This window comes from Candidatus Limnocylindrales bacterium (genome assembly GCA_035559535.1).
Taxonomy (GTDB): Bacteria; Moduliflexota; Moduliflexia; order Moduliflexales; family JAUQPW01; genus JAUQPW01.
In genome coordinates this window covers 125,916-147,039 of sequence record DATMBG010000032.1, presented here as the reverse complement: position 1 = coordinate 147,039, position 21,124 = coordinate 125,916, and the positions used below count along the sequence as shown (strand labels likewise).

Here is a 21,124-nt window from a genome sequence, read left to right as displayed (position 1 = left end):
GGGGTAGGAAGTTAAAAATGGGGAGAGTTTCTCTAAAATTTAACGGTGGGGGTCCCTTGGGGTGGTGCGAAGGGGGTTAGGGGTCAGGGACAAAATTTGGAAGGGTCCGTAACAACATAGGGCACTTCTGACCGGAAATGGGATTCGGAACTGTTTTTAGGGATATTTCCCTTTGTAGCTTCAAGCCTAATATTTATCATAATACTAATCTCTTTTGGCTTGTTTTTCCTTGCTTGAAATAGACCTTTTGAGGTTGACTGCTGTTGAGTTATTTTATGCTCCCCTATAGGAATCATGAAATATCATCAGAGATCATCTACATAAGGGAACGACTCCACAAGGAACCGGACATCTCCTTGAAACTAGTACACTGTTTACTTAATTTTGACCTCATAGGGCTACTTTCACTCCCCAGCTCCCCTCTTCTGCAGCGTGGGAGAGGGGCCGGGGGTGAGGGTCACTTAAACATTAAGCAAAATTAAAGTAACAAAGCACTAGCTCAGAACTTTATAACAGTCGCCAGAAGTCTTCACCAGCCCTACCTGGAGGTTTCATTCAATCAAAAGAAGTCAGAACCCTCTCAATTCCAATCCGATATGGTAGGAATTGGGAGTTGGGGATTCCTCTAATGCCTAACTTCCAATTCCAAATCCTTTTAAAAATAGCAGGTAGGATGCCCGTGCTCCTAAGATCTTCTACACCTAATTTAATCCTCATTTAATCCTCGTAACTAACAACCGTCAAAAATAATGCTTAAATAAACGTATATAACTTTATTTTTCTCTTGAAAAGTTTTCATATCAATGGTAGATAGCAGGCGCAGTTTTGTTTTTATTTGACCTGCCGTTGGTTATCTTTAATAAGTTTAGACAGGGTGGAGGGAGTTTGCGAAAGGGGAAAAGTACTTTAAAGTTTTACCAAAGGAGGTTTTCATGGAGAAAAAATATGTTGTGGTGTCTGTCATTCTGAGTTTAATTGTCCTAGTGTGGATTGGTTCTTGCGGTACATTTGCGGCAACGACAAAAGAAAGTAATCGGGAGGTACCAACCAAATTTGGGCTTTCCGGTTTATATACACTGTTTGGTACGGAGACTCCGGCTCCCTGGGAGTTTTCTATAGGGGTTTATGTGGATTATTCCCGGCTTGACCTGCCTGAAGATCCACGTAAACCTGAGTTAACTGAAGTAAGGTTGGGAGCCGCCCTGGGTCTTATACCCCGATTTCAAATAGGTGTGTCTGTACCTGCCCTGGATTTATTTCTTCCTGCTACCCATGGAACTCCTGAATTTTCTGAGAGTGGGATTGGGGATATAACCGTCTCGGGCAAATATCGGATCCTCAACGAAACCGGTGGTATTCCGGCTATTGCCCTTTACGGCCTGGTTTCTTTTCCCAATGGGGATGAGAAAATCGGGCTGGGAAGTGGAAGTACTGATTATACCCTGGGTGGAATCCTCACCAAGCATGTTGGCCCCCTAAACCTTTATGGCAACGTTGGCTTTTTCATTTCTGGATATAAGGCAGGGGATCCCAATCCCTTACTTCGTAGTCTCCAGGATTCTCTGGTTTATGGAGCCGGTTTAGATTTTTCCCTGGCAGGAGGGAACAAGGTCAATTTGTTTGCAGAGGCAACCTTTTTACATGAATTTGGAAGTGAGGAAGAAGATCAGGTTGTTAATCTGTTGGGGATACCCGTCGAGGATAAAGTAGATAATCCCGGTCAGCTCAATGTAGGTATTCACCTGGGATTAAGTGAGAGTTTTGTCTTAACCGGCGGGGGTGGGTTTAAACTTGTAAATGAAAATGCCGTACCCGAAGCTCCAAACTGGAGAGTTTTCGGCGGACTTACCTACTCTTTTATGCGAAAGTCGGATACCCGGATTGCCCAGGTACCTCCCCCAACACCAGCTCCTCCACCCACGCAGGTTATTCCTGTAGAACCTCCCATAGTGAATCGATGCCCCGAGATCACCGAAGTTGCCTTGAGTGCTTCCGAAATCCCGGGAAACGAGAGAATTAAGATTTCTGCAAAGGCAACCGATGCTGACAATAACCCCTTAACCTATCAGTGGACTGCTACTGGTGGCGAAATCGTGGGGAGCGGAGGGGAAGTCATCTGGACTGCCCCGGATTGCAGAACTATCGGAGGTCCTTCGATCACTTATACCCTTACCGTTACCGTAAGCGACGCCCAATGCCCCGTTACCCAAAGCCGAACCATTGTTGTCAGATGTGAAAGGATCCTGGAAGGCAAACTTCCCTTTGACAAGGGAAGCGCCCGGTTAAATAACCTGGCTAAGGCCGCCCTGGATAATATTGCCATAGTCCTTAAAAAGTTCCCGGATCAGGATATTCTCATTGAAGGGCATACCGACTCCGCCGGAAGCGAGACTGCAAATAAGCGGATGGGTTTAAGAAGAGCAGAAAGTGTAAAAAGTTATTTAATTACGCGTCACGGTATTGAACCCCGGCGAATCCGGATAGAATCTTTGGGTTCGACCAGAGCCATCGCATCTAATGACACCGAAGAAGGTCGCAGGCAAAATCGACGGGTAGAAATTTATAGACTGATAAAATAAGCCCATTAGGCCATGACCATACGAATAATTCTTATTTCTTTTCTGTGGGTCTTTTACCTTTCTTCTGATGGTTTTTCTAAACCAGGAGCCGACGAGTGGATCGCTTTAGGGCCTTTTGGTGGTGATGTAACTGCCCTGGCTTTGGATCCTAAGAATCCCCATATCCTCTATGCTGGAACCAATGATGGACAAATTTATAAAAGTGAAAATGAAGGGAAATGGTGGGTGAGACTCCAACCCGGCCTGGGCGAAAAGGGTATTGCCATTAAGACCCTGGTCCTTCATCCCTGGAATCCTAAAATTATCTATGCAGGGACCTGGGGGTTATGGAATAAGGGAGGGCTCTTTAAGAGTCCGGATGCTGGAAAGACCTGGAAGCGGATTGGATCCGGCCTTCAGAATGTAGATGTCCGCGTATTGGCTTTCGATCCCTCTCTTCCAGATATTATGTATGCCGGAACTTTGAATGGGGTTTATAAGAGTACCGATGCGGGGATTACCTGGGTTTGTTCGAATCGAGGACTGGAGAATATCCATATCGAATCCCTGGCCATCGACCCTGAAAACCCCCAGATCCTATATGCCGGAAGTTGGCGGCGGGTTTATAAAAGTACCAATGGCGGGATAAGCTGGTCCCTTATCCCGGTTGGGATGGATCTGGACTCGGATGTTTTTTCTCTACTTATAGATACCAGGTCTCCAAATACCCTCTATGCAGCTACCTGCAACGGGATCTTTAAAACCCCCAATGGGGGAAAAGTATGGAGGAAATTTTCTAAAAAAGAAGGACTTACCACTATTCGGGTTCAGTCCATTGCCTTGGATCCCCAGGATCCTAAAGTCCTTTATGCCGGGACCGTAGGAGGACTCTTTAAGAGTACCGATGCCGGGGCTACCTGGCAATTGATCACCGAAGACTCCCTTATCGTCTGGTCTATTGTAATTCATCCCCGCAATAACAAAAAAATATATGTAGGGATTGAAAATGGGGCTGTTATTAAAAGCGAAGATGGAGGTCTCACCTGGATGGAAACAAACCGGGGTATTACCAATACCCATATTCGAACCCTGATTCAGAGCCCCCATAATCCTCAAATTATTTATGTGGGAACCTTGAACGGAAGGAATTTCGGTGGCGTTTTCCAGAGTAAAGATGGGGGTATCCATTGGAAAAAAATGACCCGGGGTCTCACTAACTTCAATGTTGAAGTCCTGGCTACGAATCTGCTGAATCCTTCGACCATCTACGCCGGAACCTGGGCCGGTGTGTTTAAAACTACCAACGGTGGAGAAAGCTGGACTAAAAGTCCTGGAATTTTAGGCCGGGAGCGGATTACAACCCTGGCGGTAGACCCTTACCAATCTGAAGTTGTCTATGCTGGAACTCCGCACGGGTTGTTTAAAAGCACGTCAGGAGGAAAAGAATGGTCACAACTCGAACTGCAAGGAAAACGCCTGTATGCCATAGAAATAAACCCGCTAAATCCAAAAATCCTCTACGCCGGTACAGGAGGTGGTCTCTATCGAAGCCTGGATGGCGGACTCAAGTGGAAGAAATTACCTACCAGGGTTCTCGGAAACCAGAAAATACAGGCTGTGGCTCTAAAACCCGATGATCCTCAGGTCCTTTTTGTGGGGACTTCAAAGGGGTTGTTTAAAAGCTCAAACGGTGGATTTGAATGGAAAGCCATTCCCATCCGATCCGATAACCCGGGTATTAAAAGGATCGCCGTCGATCCTATCTCTCCAGGGGTTCTTTATGTAGTGGAAGAGACAGGCCATCAGATCTACCGAAGTCAAGACGATGGCTTAACCTGGGAAAAAGTAAGATTAGATTTTGGACCTGACAGGGAAATTGAAACTATGACCGTCCATGTAGTAAATTCAGAGACTATCTATGTAGGAACGGCAGGAAACGGATTATATCGCTACACCTTTCCAACCGGAACTTCTCAATTACAATCTCAGAAGACTTTCTTTCCTGATTCCTTTTTACGGCTAAAATAAAAGGGTTCTTAGAATTGTAGACTTAACCTAAGATAGTTCAAAAATTTATGCCAGGTTTCTTGAAGCCATAAATCTTCCAATGCTTAAAAAGCCTTGACAAATCGAGGACTCAGGTTTAACTTAATTCATCGCTAAAGACCCTTGCCCAGACAGTCGGAGAAAGAGGGAGGTTTAGAAGATTAAGGAGAACATATATAGAATTTTAGGACTGGATGTTGGAAGCAAGACCATTGGGATAGCCGTAAGTGATGTATTACATTTAACGGCTCAAGGAGTAGGAACTATTCAGAGAAAAAGTTTAAAGAAGGATTTTCAGGCTTTATCCCATGTAATAGATCGATATCAGATAGGTGAAATTGTAGTGGGACTTCCTCGAAACATGAATAATTCTTTAGGAGAGCAGGCAGAGGAAATACTTAACTTTATAGCAAGACTGAAAAAGTATTTTAAACTGCCTGTACGAACCTGGGACGAGCGACTTACGACAATAGCTGCGGATCGTGTGCTGGAAGAAGCCGAAGTTCACCCTAAAAAAAGAAAAAAGGTTGTCGATAAAATCGCTGCGGCCCTTATTTTGCAAGGTTATCTGGATTTTAAAAAGATGGGGAAGTTAGATCCGGCAAATTAAAATATCTGAAAAGTTCGAAAAAGGAGGTAGAAATATGGCTATCTGTCCACAATGCGAAGCAGAAATCAATATGTCCGATGTAGAAAAGGGCGATATCGTCTATTGCCCGGAATGTGGCATTGAGTTGGAAGTTATCAGCGATGTACCACTTGAATTGGATATTGCTCTTGAAGAGGAAGAAGAGTGGGGGGATTGAAAACCTCTTCACTCAGAAGGTTAGAAAAGTGCAATGAATTGCGCATCGCGCGGATAGCAACGTGTTTTTCCCTATCATATAAGTTGTTAAGAATAGGCAAAAAAAAATAGGTTTATATCTGGCAAAAGTTAGCCCTACATCCCGTGAAACATTTAAAGACAAGTCGGTATCCTTTTGGTAGGTGTAATCTTTTTCTCTTTAAATGCTCCTCTGCCCCCTCAAAGGGGGACTCACAAAACCTTACTCCTCACTAAATCCCCCTTGGAGGGGGCAGGAGAAGTATTTCTTCTTTCACTTACTTCATGGATACAGAATCTTTAAAAACCTCCGGGGCTATCCCCCCCCTACCCCATAAACTGCCTGGCAAATTTAAAACGTAAAGTATGAGACCCTGAATCACCTGCAAACAGAATCTGAACCCAGCTTCATCTTCCGGTTCTATTCCTTCCCCTTAGGCGGCAGTAGCCTTTGTTTTTTCCGCAATTTTTCTTGTTTTTCGTTTTAGCCGCTTAATTAACTTTCTTAACTGTTTCACCTTTGCCGCATCTTTGGCTTGAAGTGCCTGATCCCTCTCAGCTTTAAGTTTCCGAATTTTTGCTTTAAGTTGCTGTTTATAAGCCAGATCTTCCTTGGGCCCCGTATCCTTAATTCCGTATTTCTCCTTGAGAATTCTAAGCAAATCCTCTTTTTTCATTCCACTGACTCCTTGAATATCCGGAAACTTACGGGCCTCCTCCCGGAGCTCGAGGATGGTCATTCTTTCAAGCTGTTTGGCATCCATAGGCTTCTTATTTAAGGAAAAAAACAAACCAAAGAATGGAAGAAGAATGAAAGGACAGGGCTTATTCCCTCAATCTCTCCATTCTTTTCTTTTTCTTCTATTTTTTCACCCCTTTAATTTATTCTTTTCCTAGAAGGTATTCCCCGTGCAAAGGAAATATACATGATTTATATTATAGATCAGTTATGGGGAAATCAATAGAAAACGAAAAATGAACTGATCTTTTTAATCGGTATCTTGGAAGTGAACCTATCAAGAAAGCAGCTTTTCCCTGGCTGTCATTAAGGGTTTTAGCTGCAGAAGATCTATGAAAAAACAGTTATTTATCTTCCTTGTTCTTTTTGGATTTATTTTTTCCTCGACTTATTCTTTAGCCCAGCAGCCGATCCAAAAACAAAATCCACAGACTGTACAAGAAATACCCCCCCTGGATTTGAGTAAACCGGACTCTCTCCAACCTCCTCGCTATCCACGTTATCCGCGAAGGACTCAACTTCCAAACGCACTGGGTCTTAAACTCGGTTATTTCATCCCCAGTGCAGATGAAGGGTTTCAGGGTCTTGATAAGAGTGATTTTAACGATATTTTTTTTGGAGCAGAATTGGATTTGAGCCTGGCCCCTAACTTATATCTAACGCCCAGTATCGGATATTACAAAGGAAGTACGACGCCCCCCCCCTCCCTGGCTCCTTCTGATATCAAATTAACCATTGTTCCGATTCTGCTTTCCCTCAAATATGTTTTCTCTGGAGTTTCCTTCAAACCTTATCTGGGAAGTGGAATCGGACTCTATCCCTGGAATGTGGATAAAACTTCTGTAGTCGGTTCGACCGTTCCTCTCCTTTCCCCGGAGGTGGATAACGGAACCGAAGTTGGGTTCCACTTTTTAGGGGGATTTGTTGCTCCCATAAGCCCCGGGACCGCTTTTATGGGTGAAGTCCAGTACCACATCGTCACCGCAGATACACCGATGACCGACTTGGATTTGGGTGGGTTTAATATCAACTTCGGATTTCTTTTCTTCTTTTAATCTTCGTGGAGGTGACCTGGAACCCGGATCCAACCCGGTAACAGATCACCGTCCCGGGTGGGACAGTTTTAAGAAGCTGACCCCTGCCGTATAGATCTATGGAAGTACACAAAGCTTTTCTTTATATTGCGATTACCGGCATTTTGTTATCTATTTATCCGGATCAGGGATCTGAAAAGGGACTTTTCATCCTACCAGGAGCTCCCATAGCCTGGGGCCAATCTTCACCGGACTCATCGGCCATTCAAGCATTTCTTCCTCCTAACTCCGTTCTGGAACAGGTAGATTTTGTTAACCGGGATATCATCGTAGTTTTTAAGCAACTGCAAACCCTAAGGGATTCTACTGGTCAGATTTGGTGGGGGGCTTTACGGCGCAGCGAAGTGAGAAGAGGAAAGTTTCATTTGTTTTGGGTCTGGAAGGTTCCGACCTTTGGAAAAAATTATGAAAATCTTTTCATAAAGGGTCTGAATCCAGAAGGAGTTCTCGAAATCATGCTCTTTACAACCTCCGGAGCCCATCGAACCTACCTGGATGCAGTTTTATTTGATGGAAAGACCTACAAAACCCTCAACGGAGAATACTTTACTCGTTTCAGGTATAACAATCCCCAGTACTTGACAGAGTTTTTAACGGCCGATGAGGGTATCTGGCTGAGTGACCTGGATAAGGATGGAAATGTAGAGATTTTATCAGCCAGTCGCTACCACTGGAGCGAATATATGCTGGGAATTTACAAATGGGAATACGGCCAGTATGTGATGAGGGAACGCAAACAGGTTACCAAAGAACAGCTTTTAAAATTAATGGAAAGTAGTATGGGAGACTCCTACCAGGATGGACATATTTAATCGGGGTTATGTCGTTCGTGTTCTGGAAGATCAGGAAGTTTCTATTGACGAGATACTTTTCTATTCTCAAGGCCCCTTCTCCGGGATTCCCGGTTCAAGTTTTTCTTTATTTCCTTACCTTTCTCTCCTGGGTTTACAAATTCCTGATCCAGGGGCGGGCTCTTTTGTATAAAACCCGCTTTTTAAAAAGCCAAAGGCTCCCCTGCAAGGTAATTAGTGTAGGAAATATAACCCTTGGGGGGACCGGAAAAACTCCCCTTGTGGAGGTCCTGGTCCATGTTTTTTCTACCCTGGGTAAAAAAACGGCCATTTTAAGCAGGGGTTATGGTCGACGACTCAAGGGCATTTCTATAGGAGACTCCAAAACTTCCTTTCGAAAAATCGGAGATGAACCAGCTATGCTGGCCCGTAAACTAAAAGAGACGCCGGTTATGATAGGACCGAATCGATTCGAGGCCGGCAGGGAAGCCCTTAAAAATTTTCATCTCGATGCCTTCATCCTGGATGATGGCTTTCAACATCTCCAATTAGAACGGGATCTGGATATTGTTTTGATAGATGCCACCAACCCTTTTGGAGGAGGATCTCTGATTCCCAGGGGATTTTTAAGGGAACCTGTTAAAAATTTAAGTCGAGCCGATCTGTTTTTAATAACCCGGAGCGACGAGGTAAGCTCCGTTGAAGAACTCCGTCACACCCTTCGGGCTTTAAATCCCCATGCCCCTATCTGGACTGGCTTTTACCAGCCTTCGACCCTCAGAAAATTTCAAGATTCCCTGGAAGTAAAGTTACCTTCCCCAACGGCCCGAAAAATTCTTGCCTTCTCAGGAATTGGAAACCCTTCCTCTTTCCTCAATTCTTTGAGAAAAGTGGGTCTCTCACCCCTCCGTTTCCTGGAATTCCCGGATCACCATCCCTATTCTGTAAGGGAATTGAAAAGGATCGAAGATTTAGCTTTGACACTTCAGGTAGATTATGTCATAACAACAGAAAAAGATGAGGTCCGTATGGAAGGATTCAAACCCCGGACCGATCTATTCTATGTGCTGAGTATTCGATTACAAATCCAGGGAAATGAGGAGTTTCAGCAATTTTTAATCAATCGATTAAATTGGTAGAGGGAAAGTCAATTTTCTAAAATCGAAAGAAAAATGCGCATCAGGCACTATATAGAATTCCTCTTGATTTATAGCCTTACCCGAGGTTTTTATTATCTTCCCCCTACGCTTTCTTTAAAGATGGGAGAGTTTCTGGGGGAAATATTCTATGCGTTGGGTAGGCGGCGGAGACAGATTGCCTTAAAAAACCTGGAGATTGCCTTTGGAACCACGTACTCTCCCTCAGAACGGTCCGCTATTGCCCGGTCTGCCTGTCGGAATCTGGGTAAATCCCTGATAGAGACAATCCGTCTTTCAAAACTCGATAAAACTTATCTTAAAACAAAAGTAACCCTCATAGGCCTGGAAAACTATTTAAAGGCACGGGATAAAGGCCGTGGGGTTATCGTTTATACGGGTCATTTTGGGAATTGGGAACTGATGGCGGCGGCTCTGGCTGCACATGGGTATTTTGCAACCCTGGTTGTACGACCTTTGGATAATCCCCTTCTGGATCAATGGGCCTCCGCCCTTCGAACTCGCTTCGGACATACCCTCTTAACAAGTAGAAAAAGCCTCAGGGATATGATGAAGGTCTTAAAAAATAAAGAATCCCTGGGCATCTTGATAGATCAGAATACCTCTAAAGAGGCCGGGGTGTTTGTAGATTTTTTCGGTAAACCGGCCTGTACCACCCCGGTGGTCGCTCTGCTGGCTTTAAAATATCAGGCACCCATTGTGCCTATGTTTATCATCAGAACTGGATTGGATGAACATACCCTTTATATTGAGAAAGAGGTCCCATTGCAACGAACAGGAGATATTCAACGGGATATCCGGCTAAACACGGCCACTATGACCCAAGTTTTAGAGGAGTATATTCGTCGATACCCCGATCAGTGGTTTTGGGTTCATAACAGATGGAAAACCCAACCCCACCCTTCCTCCTAACCCCGGGTCATTCATAGACTGTTAGTGTCAGGGGTTAAATTGCTAATAGGTGGGACTTCTTCAGATTTTTTCCTTGACAGTTTTTTCGAATTATCCTAAGCTGAAGAAAGCTAATCCCTGTAAATTTAGTATTTTACATAAAAAATACAGATTTACTTTCCATGGAACAAAATGAGAGTAATTCAGCATGGAGGAGAATAAAGAAAAAAGATTGGGGGAAATTTTAAGGGATGCCGGGCTTTTAACTTCAAGCCAACTTGAGAAGGCTTTGCGCGAACAGGAAAGAACCGGATCCAGATTGATGGAAATTCTGAAAAAAGAGATTTCCATTCAACAAATTTTAGACGTTTTAACGTACGAAATTCCCTTTCCCTTTGGGAGCAGGGATAGCAATAAAGAGTTAAAGAAAATTCTCCTGGAAACGGGTCTTACGACCGAGGAAGAACTCCAAAAATATATAGATGAAACCGAACTGGGTCGTCTTTTAGTAGAAGAAAAGTATATTACCGAGGAAGAGCTAAAAAAGGCCCGAAAGGAACAAGAGGAAACGGGTCTTCCTTTATGGCGCACACTGATTAACCTAAGACTGGTGGATATCAACACCATGAATTCGGTTTTGAAGTATCAGATGTACCAGGTCCGCAGACCCAGTTTGGAAAGACTCGTGGGAGAGATCCTGGTTAATACCAATCAGATTACAAAAACCCAATTAAATCGAGCCAAAAGGGAAGCTAAAAAAACGGGAAAAAGTCTGGGTCAGATTTTGATCGATGAAGGAATTTTATCCGCTGAGAAGATCGGCAAAGCTCTGGGTAAATACCTTAACATTCCGTATATTAATCTGCAGAATTATCCCATCGAGAAGGAAGCGGTTTTTCTAGTTCCGGAGACTTTTATTCGGGAAAATAAAGCCTTACCGGTCCGGGTAGAAGAGAAAAAACTCTATGTAGCTCTCATAGATCCCCTGAATGTTGTTGTGAAGGATAACATCCGTATGATTACGGGAAAAGAGGTGATCCCTTTATTAACCACAGAAAAAGAGTTAGAGGAAATGATCCATCGGCTTTTTGAGGGTAAGGAGAAGGTCGAAGAACGTGAGACTAAAAATGTCTCGATTGAGCAGCAGATCAATGCCGTTTTAACTACCAATGTAGGAGAGTTGGTTGAAGACGTTTCAACAGTGCAATTGGTTGCCTCCATCATAGAAGGAGCTATTAATGCCAATGCAACCGATATTCATTTAGAACCCCAGCAACAAGAACAACTACGTGTTCGATATCGAATTGACGGACTTCTCCATGATATTATGACCCTTCCCAGGCATCTTCATTCCCCTGTGATCTCTCGAATTAAGGTTCTGGCCGATATGGACATTACCGAGAGACGACAACCTCAAGACGGGCATATCACCATGAAAATCAAAGACGTTGATTACTATCTCCGTATTGCCACGGTACCTACCAAATTGGGAGAGAGGTTGGTGGTTCGATTACTGAACGAAGGTCGGGTTATAACGGGATTGAAACAACTGGGGTTTGAGCCGGAGGATCTGGAAAAGGTTGAGAAATTTATCGCAACCCCTTACGGGATGATTCTGGTAACAGGGCCGGTTGGAAGTGGAAAAACTACCACCCTTTATTCAGCTCTCAATGCCATTAATATTCTTACCAAAAATATTATGACCATTGAAGACCCCGTGGAGTACCAACTACCGGGTATCAATCAGATTGAGGTAGATGTAAAAAGTGGCCTGACCTTTGCCAATGGTTTGAGAGCTATCCTACGACAGGATCCCAACACCTTGATGGTAGGAGAAATCAGAGATCCCGAGACGGCTCAAGTCGCTGTTAGAGCTGCTTTGACCGGTCAACAACTTTTAAGTACCCTTCATACCCAGGATGCGGTAGGAGTTGTTTCAACCCTGTCGTACTTAGGCGTTCAACCTTTCTGGATTGCCAGCGCCCTTATCGGGGTCATCGCTCAACGGTTGCTTAGAAAAGTCTGTCCCTATTGTAAAGTAGAATATAAACCGGATCCCAAAATGCTGGAAGAACTTAAAATACCCCGGCATAAAGATATGGTATTTTTTAAGGGTACCGGGTGTGATCGGTGTTTTCATACAGGTTATTTGGGAAGGACCGGTGTATTCGAGGTCTTAAAAGTCTCTGAATCTATAAAAGATTTGATTGTAACCCATGCTCCTGAATCGGTTATCAAAGCTAAAGCTATCGAAGAGGGGATGAGTACACTCTTACAGAGTGGTATTAAAAAGGTTTTAGCAGGTATTACGACGGTTGAAGAAGTTATCCGGGTTATACTTTAGAAAATAGAAGGAGGTCCAAATGGACACAAATGATAAGGAGTTTTCTAATCCTGTAGAGACTCGAACACCAAGCCAGACAAAAACAGAACTCGTTTCAGAGGTAGTGGTACCGCCCACACAGATTTCCAGGGAAAAGGTCTCTGTTAAATCGGTTGCAACCTTTTCTCGACAACTTTCTACCCTGGTAGATGTAGGAATTCCTTTATTAAAGAGCCTCAAGCTTTTGGAGCCTAGAACCAGTGATCCCGTGCTGCAGAGGGTCATTAATCAGATTGCTCAGGATATTGAAATCGGAAATTCCTTTTCAGAGGCCCTGGCTAAACATCCCAGAGTTTTCTCCAAACTTTTTGTAAATATGATTAAAGTGGCCGAAAAAGGAGGTTCTCTGGAGAGATCGCTGAAAATTATAGCCGATGCCATTGAAAAAGAAGATAATATTAAACGAAAGATAAAGAATGCTTTAAGATATCCTGTCATCACCCTTATTGCAGCCTTTCTGGTAGTACTTGTTCTCTTTGCCGGGGTTATACCTATTTTTCGAGATTTATTCCAGGCCCAAGGCATGGAATTACCCCTGCCTACCCGGATTCTGATCGGTGTGAGCAATTTAATCGTCGGCTATTGGTGGTTATGGTTCGGCCTGATCGTCGTACTGGTCATTTTTCATCTTCTCTACCGAAGAACTCTCAGTGGACGGCGATTTTATGATCGTCTTAAAATGAACCTTCCTATTTTCGGCCCTCTCTATAGAAAAATGTTGGTAGCCCGTTTTGTTCAGACGTTTGGTACCTTAATCCGGGGTGGTGTTCCTTTGGTCCAGGCCCTACAGGTTGTTAAGGATACTTCAGAAAATCTGGTGGTAGCCGAAGCCATCGAAAAAGTCTCGGAGCATGTGGAAATGGGAGGAAGGTTGGAAGAGCCTTTACGAAAGACCCGGGTCTTTCCAGATTTGGTGGTAGATATGATAGCTACAGGAGAAGAAGCCGGCAAACTGGAAGCGATGCTCTTTAAAGTTTCGGATCTCTATGATGCCGAGATAGAGAGTACTATTAATACCCTGTCGTCGACCATCGAGCCGGTTCTCATTGTGGTGATGGGAATTTTAACCGCCATCGTCGCCCTGGCCATGTTTGCACCCTACTTTAAACTTGTTCAAACGCTGGGACAGTAAATTATGCCGCAAATCGACGAGCTTCTTAAAAGAATGGTAGAGAAGGAAGCTTCGGATCTCCATCTAACTGTCGGCGCTTATCCTTTGGTTAGAATCCATGGGGAATTGGAAAAGATGGATTCCCTGGGCGTAATTTCCGAATCCCCTCTTCAATCCGATCAGTTGAGAAAACTTCTCTATGAGATCCTGACCGAAGAGCAGATTCAAGAGTTTGAGGAAAGAAAAGAACTTGACTTTGCTTACCAGGCTCCGGGGATCGGAAGGTTTCGAACCAATATTTTTGAACAATTGAAGGGGGTGGGAGCAGCCTTCAGGCTGATTCCAAACCAGATTCTCTCTCTGGAAGAGCTGGGGCTCCCGAAAACCTTGGCAAAGTTTACCCGACTCCATAAAGGATTAGTTTTGGTTACAGGTCCCACCGGATCCGGTAAATCAACCACCCTGGCCTCCCTGATCGATCTGATCAATCGGGAAAGGAAAGTTCATATCATTACTATCGAAGACCCTGTGGAATTCGTTCATGTAAACAAAAATAGCCTGATTAACCAAAGACAACTTGGCTCCAATACCCTATCCTTTTCCAACGCCCTTCGAGCAGCCCTTCGAGAAGATCCAGATGTCATCCTTATCGGAGAAATGCGAGATCTGGAAACAATTTCTTTGGCCATCACCGCAGCCGAGACCGGTCATCTGGTCTTTGGAACCTTGCATACCAACAGTGCTGCCAAGACCATAGATCGAATTATAGATGCGTTTCCTTCCGGTCAGCAGGCTCAAATTCGCACCCAACTTTCAGAATCCCTTAAAGGGGTTATTTCCCAACAGCTCCTTAAACGGGCTGACGGAAAAGGGCGTGTTGTTGCCATCGAGATATTGGTTGGAACTCCTGCCATAGCCAATTTGATTCGAGAAGGCAAAACTTATCAAATTCCTTCCGTGATACAAACGGGCCGAAGAGAAGGTATGCAAACCATGGATCAGGCTATTATTGATCTGTTGAAAATGGGAAAAATAACTACCGAAGAGGCCTTTGATAAGTGTGTAGATCGGGAAACTTTCCAGAAATATCTGGGACGGATGTAAATAACCGTACTCTTGCAAATAAATCGATCGTTCATGAATTTAGAAGTCTTAAGTAAGTATAAGAAACTAGAAGTTAAGGCCGGAACCATTTTATTTAAAGAAAATGATCCCGGGGATTTTATGTATGTTATTCTGGACGGTCAGGTTCTCATTTACAAGCGTGTTATGGAAGGAGTCAACAAAACGCTCTCTACGTTAACTACCGGGGAATATTTTGGAGAGATGAGTCTTCTCTTAAGGGCTAATCGAACGGCAACTGCTGAGGTTATTCAAGATGCCGTTTTAGTTAAGTTAGATCAGGAAAACTTCCGAGAAGTCCTTCGGGAAAGCCCGGAGACGGGAATCGAAATGCTTACTCAGATGGCCAGACGACTGGAAAAGAGTAATGAAGAGGCCATCTATATGGCCCTGGAATTAGCTTTATTAGAGCGTAAACCGGCCGATTATAAAAGTATCCCAAGTCGGGGTCAACTTCTTATCGCAACCGGCTCCTTTGAAATGGAAAAACTTCCCGAAGTCCTGAGGCTCAGAAAAGAGGTTCGATGGTCGACCGGGGTTAATGAACGGGCCAGCGTTTTAAAGGTAGGAAGTTCCCAAGATGCGTTGATATACCTCCTTGAAGTGGAAGATTTACGAGAGGTCATCAAATTAATCCTGGCCTTTAAAGGATTGGTGCGATGGGATTTCTCTCTGGGAATATCTCCCGATGAGGACTTCATAGATACTCTGAACCAGGGGTAGTGAAGGGATGAGGGAGCCGGTACACCCGATTCACGGTAAAAGGTCCCCTGATCCCTTCCTCTTTAAAGGATGCCTAAAAAGATAAAAATTACCGCAGGTGAAGTCGAAATGGAAGCTCAACTGAATGATTCTCAAACGGCCAAAGCCATATGGGATGCCCTCCCTATTCAGGCTAGAGGTAATACCTGGGGGGATGAGATCTATTTCAGCATTCCGGTTCAGGCTAAAGCAGAAAATCCCACCGAAGAGGTTGAGGTGGGAGACCTGGGTTATTGGCCACCGGGTCATGCCTTCTGTATCTTCTTTGGTCCTACCCCGGTCAGTAGCGGCCCTAAACCCAAGCCGGCCAGCGCCGTCAATCCGCTTGGAAAAGTCCTGGGAGATCCAAAAGCTTTTAAAAAAGTACGTTCCGGAACCGAAGTTAAATTGGAAAGAGCGGAATAAGAGGTAAAAATTAACTCTCCCATCCAAAGCAGCCTTACAAAATCACCCCGAAGGGTAGTATACTGTTACCTTAATTTTGACCTCATAGGGCTGCTTTCACTCCCCAGCTCCCCTCTTCCGCAGCGTGGGAGAGGGGCCGGGGGTGAGGGTCACTTAAACATTAAGCAAAATTAAAGTAACAAAGCAGTAGGTTTTCTAGGAATCCAAGGGAATAGATCCCACCAAAACTCTCTCCGCCATCCCAGGGAAGGAGGCCTTGGGGTAGCGTCCTACCTGCCGGACCATAACGGGAAAAGATGGGGAAAAAGGGGCCTGATAAACCTACCCGTGAAAGCTCCGTTTCCCCTCCCCTTAAGATTAGAAAAATCCTTGAGTCAATCCTTATAAAAATCTTTACATTTCTTTTAAACTTACCTAAATTAGATAGGAATCTATAAAGCCTGGATAACCAGGGGAGTCAGCTCAGAAGTAGGAGGTTTCTTTCAATTAATTAGGTGACTTAATAAAGTTAACCTACCTAGCCAAAAGGGGGTATTTGTGAAAGATGTGGAACATCACCGATTCTATAAAAACTTATGGTGTAGAGAGATGGGGAGCCGGGTATTTCAGTGTTAACAAACAAGGACATCTCATGGTAAAACCTTCGAAGGAAGATACTCGAAGTATCGATATCAAGCAAGTTGTGGATGCCCTGGTTCAAAAGAATGTATCCCTACCGATTGTTTTACGTTTCCCTCAGATCCTGGAAACTCAGGTTAAACTACTCCATGAGAGCTTCAAAAATGCCATGACCGAGTTTAACTACGGCGGCGATTACATGTGTGCCTTTCCCATTAAGGTGAATCAAAGAAAAGAAGTCACCGAAGAACTCTTGAGAGTGGGAAAAAAATACAATCTGGGACTCGAAGTTGGTAGCAAAGCTGAATTACTTATCGGTCTGTATTTATTGGATAATCCCCATGCCTTACTTATCTGTAACGGTTACAAGGATGATAAGTTTATTCGCATGGCTTTAGCCGGTTTAAAACTGGGTAAAAACGTCGTTCTGGTGGTGGAGTACGCTGCAGAATTGGAAAGAATTATCCAAATCTCCAAGGAAATGGGAATTCGCCCCCCTATCGGACTGAGAGCTAAATTAACCTCTAAAGGGAGTGGACGATGGGAAAAATCAGGTGGGGAAGCGGCTAAATTTGGGCTCAGTACCATTGAAATGCTCCAATGTATTCGAATGCTCTCTGATAATAATATGTTGAATTGCCTGCAAATGGTTCATTTCCACATTGGGTCCCAGATAACCGACATTGAAAAAATACAGGGTGCGGTGAAAGAGGCAGCCCGGGTTTATGCAAAGCTTAAGAAAGAAACTCCTCAATTGATCTATCTCAATGTAGGTGGTGGATTAGGTGTGGACTACGATGGGAGCAAAACCTCTTTTGATTCCAGTATCAATTATTCTATTCAGGAATATGCAAATACCGTTGTGTATACCATAGGGGAGATTTGTAAAAGCGAAGATGTGCCCAAACCTACCATCATAACCGAAAGTGGCCGGGCTTTAGTGGCCTACCACTCGATGCTGGTTATGAATGTGCTTGGAGAAATAGAATACCCCTACGATGAGATCCATGAGGTAAAGATAACCGAAGACACCGCCCATGTAGTTAAAGAGCTCTATGATATCTGGCAGGGTATCAACGCAAAGAACTACCGTGAATACTACCATGATGCCTTACAACAAAAAGAAGAGCTCTTTACACTGTTCAATTTAGGTTATTTGAGTCTGGAAGATCGGGCTTATGGGGAAATACTGTTCTGGGAAATCTCTGAAAAGGTCCAGCAACTCACCCAACCCATCAATCGACTCTCTGAAGAGTTTCTTCGACTACGGAAGTTATTGTCCAGCAAGTATATCTGTAACTTCTCGGTATTTCAATCCATGCCGGATAGCTGGGCCATCGATCACCTGTTTCCTATTCTACCTATCCATCGGCTCGATGAAGAACCTACCATCGAGGCAACCCTGGTGGATTTGACTTGCGATTCAGATGGAAAAGTGGATCGCTTTATCGACATTCGGGAGATCAAAGAGACTATCCGACTCCACCCCCTTACTAAAGACCCTTATTACATCGGGGTTTGCCTGTTAGGGGCCTATCAAGATGTCATGGGGGATTTCCATAACCTCTTCGGAAGTGTCAATGAAGCCCTTATCGTCATCGATGAACGAGGAAACTGGTATATCAAACAGATTGTGAGAGGCCACTCGGTTAGTGATATGTTAAGCTATGTGAGATATAACAGAGACCTTATGCAAGCCTCACTCCAGACTCTGGCCGATCGATTGGTACGAGATGGAAAACTCAGTAAAGAAGAAAGTGAGAAGATCCTTGAATATTATAACAATGAGCTAAACGGATATACATATCTCTCCTAATGTTCCCTCGTCGTAACGATTTTAGCCGTCTTTCACCCAAAGGGCTAAAGTCGTTACTACTCATCTGTCTATTTTTTCTTTAACCGGCCATAAAGGTTCCACTGGAAAAGAATCGGAAAGAGAATCAAGCCATCAACATATCCTTAAATTAGCCATTCCTGCTCTGGGAACTCTGGCCGCAGAGCCTTTAATGGGTCTTTTGGATACGGCTCTGGTAGGTCATCTGGGATCGACTGAGTTGGCAACACTGGGAGCGGCCAATACTCTGCTGAACTTCTTATTTACCAACCTGATTTTTCTCGAATATGGAACTACGGCCCGATTATCTCGAAGGTTCGGAGCCGGAGAAATAGATCTTCTCATCCAGGAAGCCATCCAGATGGGATGGCTGGCCACCGTGCTCGGGTTTTTGATAACCGGAGTCCTGTTTTTCTTCTCCCGTCCGTTTCTCCAACTTCTCCACGTAACTCCAGAGGTCCTTTCCATGGGATCCCTCTACCTTTCCATCCGAGCCCTGGGAGGAATTCCCGGTTTATGGATTCGTTTAGGTAATGGAATATTCCGTGGACTTCAAAATACCAAAACCCCTTGGATGATCGCCACCGGTATGAACCTTCTCAATGCACTTTTAAGTATTATCTTAATTTTTGGCTGGCCCACCTTGGGGATACCTGCCTTTAGAATCGTGGGAGCAGCCTGGGCTACGGTAATAGCTACCTGGGTTGGTGGGGTTACCTTTTTATTATTTGTAGGCCGCAGTCTGCGGGCTGTAGGTAGCCCTCAGAAAGTTCAAAATCCAGAATCCAATCCCGGAGTGATCCAAAAGATAAAAAGTAGCCGATTTATCAACCTTCGTCTACGAACCGCTGTTCTCCGGCCTCGCTGGGAAATCCTTGGGGATATGTTGGCTATAAGCCGTGATCTGTTACTCCGAACCCTTGCCCTGCAAGCCGCCTTATTTACCGGATCCCGAATGGCAGCAGGCTTTGGAACGGCTTCTTTAGCCGCCCATCAAGTGGGGTGGCAGTTGTGGACCTTTTCAGCTTTGTTATTGGATAGCCTGGCTATTGCCGGCCAGGCCCTAGTTGGAAAAGCCTTGGGAGCCGGCCAGGTCAACTATGCTCGATTTATCGGAAACCGCTTATGTCGGTGGGGCCTCGGATTGGGAACTATCTTTTGCCTTGGATTTTTAATGTTGCAAGATCTTTTACCCAGGATTTTTACCCAAGACCCCCAAGTATTGGAGACCGTAAACTCAATTTTTGGACTGCTGGCAGGCATGCAGATTCCCAATTCTGTCCTCTTTGTGTTAGATGGTCTTCTGATCGGTGCATCGGATATGGTTTTTATTCGAAATTCCATGGTCTCCCTGGGATTACTGGGAATTCTCTTAACCTGGTTGGGGGGAGCTGTTGGCGGAAATCTCCAAGGTGTCTGGATCGGCATTACCCTGTTTATGCTGACCCGATTGGGGATTATGGGTTTGCGCTGGATGGGAAAAGGCTGGATTCGATAAGATTTAAAAATTCAACACCTTGCCACGGCCACATGACGTTGCCGTGGCAGACCAGGAGGTATTGGAGTTATTTCTTTTTAGAGAGTTACTCTTGTAGCTCCCCAGGTAAATGGGGTCAAGAAGATGGTAAATAAGCATTAATTTGCGTGGGACCCCGATCCTTTATCTGGATCACCTGCTCATAAGTTATATATCCCGGTTTCTCAATCCGTAATCGATGAGGGCCGGCTGCCACGTTATAAAGTGTCAGAGGAGTCATTCCATAATATTGCTCATCTAGAAAAACATGGGCCTGGGGAGGAATAGAATTGACAGACAGAGTACGGTCAGAAGCCTGAGAGGGATAGGGCTGCGATGGATAAGGCTGTACAGGGTAAGGTTGCGGGGCCGTAGGAGAATAAGGGGGAGGACCAAAAAATTGAGGTGAATACGGATAAGATGGGGCCATAGAGGGGGGATAGGGTTGCACAGGGTAAGGTTGAGAAGGATAAGACGGGGGAGAGGACTCAAAGCCGGGGTCATACTCGGTATAACCCAGATAATGAATAACATAAAAGGCACAGGAAGCACGCCCCCACTGGTAGCCCGGCTGAATTTTTGTTCGAGATTGATCCCGAATTTGTTCGCGGATATAGTTTGCAATTTGATTTGGATCCCGAGGTCCCTGATACTGGAGCCTTTTTTCAAATCGTCTGGTAACAACCGGAGGCTCTCCATCGGGCCCTGGGAGAGGTTCACGGGTATATTTTCCTCCCCATGTCGTAGGATTTCCCCACTCGTTGGACCAGATGGGAGGTACACTTACCCCATCAAAGAACCAGTGGTAATATCCATCTGTAGAAGTAATTCCCTCCAAAAGTTCCAGCCCTGAAGGGCCTTCAATCATCAAATTATACCCTGAATATTTGTTGGGTATTGTATAGACACGACCCGCCCTGGCCAGGTTATCTCGAGAATATGAGTTAGGAAACAGAACCGTTACATTTCCCGTAGAATCAATATCATAAAGTGTGACATAACTATCCTGATCCACCGTAAAGGAAACATCAATGTATTCTCCCGTATAATAGGTGGATCCGCATCCTTTATTGGTCCAGATGCTGAGGTTAACTTCACCTTGCCGGGGGACCGGAATAATACGTTCAATCGACGTCTTGGGCCCTTCTCCACGATCTGTAGGCGGCCTGGGTCTTTCGGGTCTCTGGGCATAGGTATCGGCCATATGGGGTAACCAAAAGGCCATTCCAAACAGAATAAAATACAAGGATTTTATAAACCTCATGGCTTCTTCT

17 protein-coding genes are annotated in these 21,124 nt (G+C 44.6%); 15 read left to right on the top strand and 2 right to left on the bottom strand.

The window, feature by feature from the left end; genetic code table 11:
• Positions 1-932 precede the first annotated feature (932 nt).
• From VNM22_10465 to lysW, 4 genes are all read left to right on the top strand, one after another.
• Complete coding sequence (locus VNM22_10465; protein ID HWP47574.1) at positions 933-2,579, top strand: OmpA family protein; 1,647 nt, start codon at positions 933-935, stop codon at positions 2,577-2,579.
• 12 nt (positions 2,580-2,591) lie between these two features.
• A complete protein-coding gene (locus VNM22_10460; GenBank protein HWP47573.1) occupies positions 2,592-4,586 on the top strand; it encodes a YCF48-related protein in 1,995 nt (664 codons plus the stop codon).
• Positions 4,587-4,764: 178 nt separating this feature from the next.
• A complete protein-coding gene (ruvX, locus tag VNM22_10455; GenBank protein ID HWP47572.1) occupies positions 4,765-5,214 on the top strand; it encodes a Holliday junction resolvase RuvX in 450 nt (149 codons plus the stop codon).
• A 34-nt stretch (positions 5,215-5,248) separates the two neighbouring features.
• Positions 5,249-5,410, top strand: a complete 162-nt coding sequence (gene lysW / locus VNM22_10450; GenBank protein ID HWP47571.1) for a lysine biosynthesis protein LysW — start codon at positions 5,249-5,251, stop codon at positions 5,408-5,410.
• Positions 5,411-5,861: 451 nt separating this feature from the next.
• On the opposite strand, the gene VNM22_10445 is transcribed toward lysW, so the two are convergent.
• Entirely contained in the window at positions 5,862-6,191 is a 330-nt protein-coding gene (locus VNM22_10445; GenBank protein ID HWP47570.1) for a hypothetical protein, read from the bottom strand.
• Positions 6,192-6,498: 307 nt separating this feature from the next.
• Here VNM22_10445 and VNM22_10440 point away from each other — a divergent pair, with 307 nt between their 5' ends.
• The 11 genes from VNM22_10440 to VNM22_10390 all read left to right on the top strand — a co-directional run bounded on the left by VNM22_10440 (position 6,499) and on the right by VNM22_10390 (position 19,832).
• Entirely contained in the window at positions 6,499-7,221 is a 723-nt protein-coding gene (locus VNM22_10440; GenBank protein ID HWP47569.1) for an outer membrane beta-barrel protein, read from the top strand.
• Between the two features lie 98 nt (positions 7,222-7,319).
• Positions 7,320-8,072, top strand: a complete 753-nt coding sequence (locus VNM22_10435) for a hypothetical protein (protein ID HWP47568.1) — start codon at positions 7,320-7,322, stop codon at positions 8,070-8,072.
• Between the two features lie 44 nt (positions 8,073-8,116).
• Positions 8,117-9,190 (top strand): tetraacyldisaccharide 4'-kinase, encoded by a 1,074-nt coding sequence (gene lpxK / locus VNM22_10430; GenBank protein HWP47567.1) that lies wholly within the window; start codon positions 8,117-8,119, stop codon positions 9,188-9,190.
• Between the two features lie 33 nt (positions 9,191-9,223).
• A complete protein-coding gene (locus VNM22_10425) occupies positions 9,224-10,120 on the top strand; it encodes a lysophospholipid acyltransferase family protein (GenBank protein HWP47566.1) in 897 nt (298 codons plus the stop codon).
• Positions 10,121-10,307: 187 nt separating this feature from the next.
• Positions 10,308-12,443 carry an ATPase, T2SS/T4P/T4SS family gene (locus VNM22_10420; GenBank protein HWP47565.1) on the top strand — a complete coding sequence of 712 codons (2,136 nt, stop codon included), beginning with the start codon at positions 10,308-10,310 and terminating at the stop codon, positions 12,441-12,443.
• Between the two features lie 19 nt (positions 12,444-12,462).
• Complete coding sequence (locus VNM22_10415; GenBank protein ID HWP47564.1) at positions 12,463-13,614, top strand: type II secretion system F family protein; 1,152 nt, start codon at positions 12,463-12,465, stop codon at positions 13,612-13,614.
• Between the two features lie 3 nt (positions 13,615-13,617).
• Positions 13,618-14,697, top strand: coding sequence for a type IV pilus twitching motility protein PilT (locus tag VNM22_10410; protein HWP47563.1), 1,080 nt, complete (start codon positions 13,618-13,620; stop codon positions 14,695-14,697).
• A gap of 33 nt (positions 14,698-14,730) precedes the next feature.
• Positions 14,731-15,438 carry a cyclic nucleotide-binding domain-containing protein gene (locus tag VNM22_10405; GenBank protein HWP47562.1) on the top strand — a complete coding sequence of 236 codons (708 nt, stop codon included), beginning with the start codon at positions 14,731-14,733 and terminating at the stop codon, positions 15,436-15,438.
• 69 nt (positions 15,439-15,507) lie between these two features.
• Positions 15,508-15,882 (top strand): cyclophilin-like fold protein, encoded by a 375-nt coding sequence (locus tag VNM22_10400; protein HWP47561.1) that lies wholly within the window; start codon positions 15,508-15,510, stop codon positions 15,880-15,882.
• A 544-nt stretch (positions 15,883-16,426) separates the two neighbouring features.
• Positions 16,427-18,316, top strand: coding sequence for a biosynthetic arginine decarboxylase (gene speA, locus VNM22_10395; protein ID HWP47560.1), 1,890 nt, complete (start codon positions 16,427-16,429; stop codon positions 18,314-18,316).
• A gap of 64 nt (positions 18,317-18,380) precedes the next feature.
• The gene (locus tag VNM22_10390; GenBank protein HWP47559.1) at positions 18,381-19,832 is read left to right on the top strand and encodes an MATE family efflux transporter; all 1,452 of its coding nucleotides are present in this window, start codon (positions 18,381-18,383) and stop codon (positions 19,830-19,832) included.
• A gap of 115 nt (positions 19,833-19,947) precedes the next feature.
• Here VNM22_10390 and VNM22_10385 read toward each other — a convergent pair whose 3' ends face one another.
• Positions 19,948-21,114 (bottom strand): DUF4384 domain-containing protein, encoded by a 1,167-nt coding sequence (locus tag VNM22_10385; protein ID HWP47558.1) that lies wholly within the window; start codon positions 21,112-21,114, stop codon positions 19,948-19,950.
• Positions 21,115-21,124: the final 10 nt, after the last annotated feature.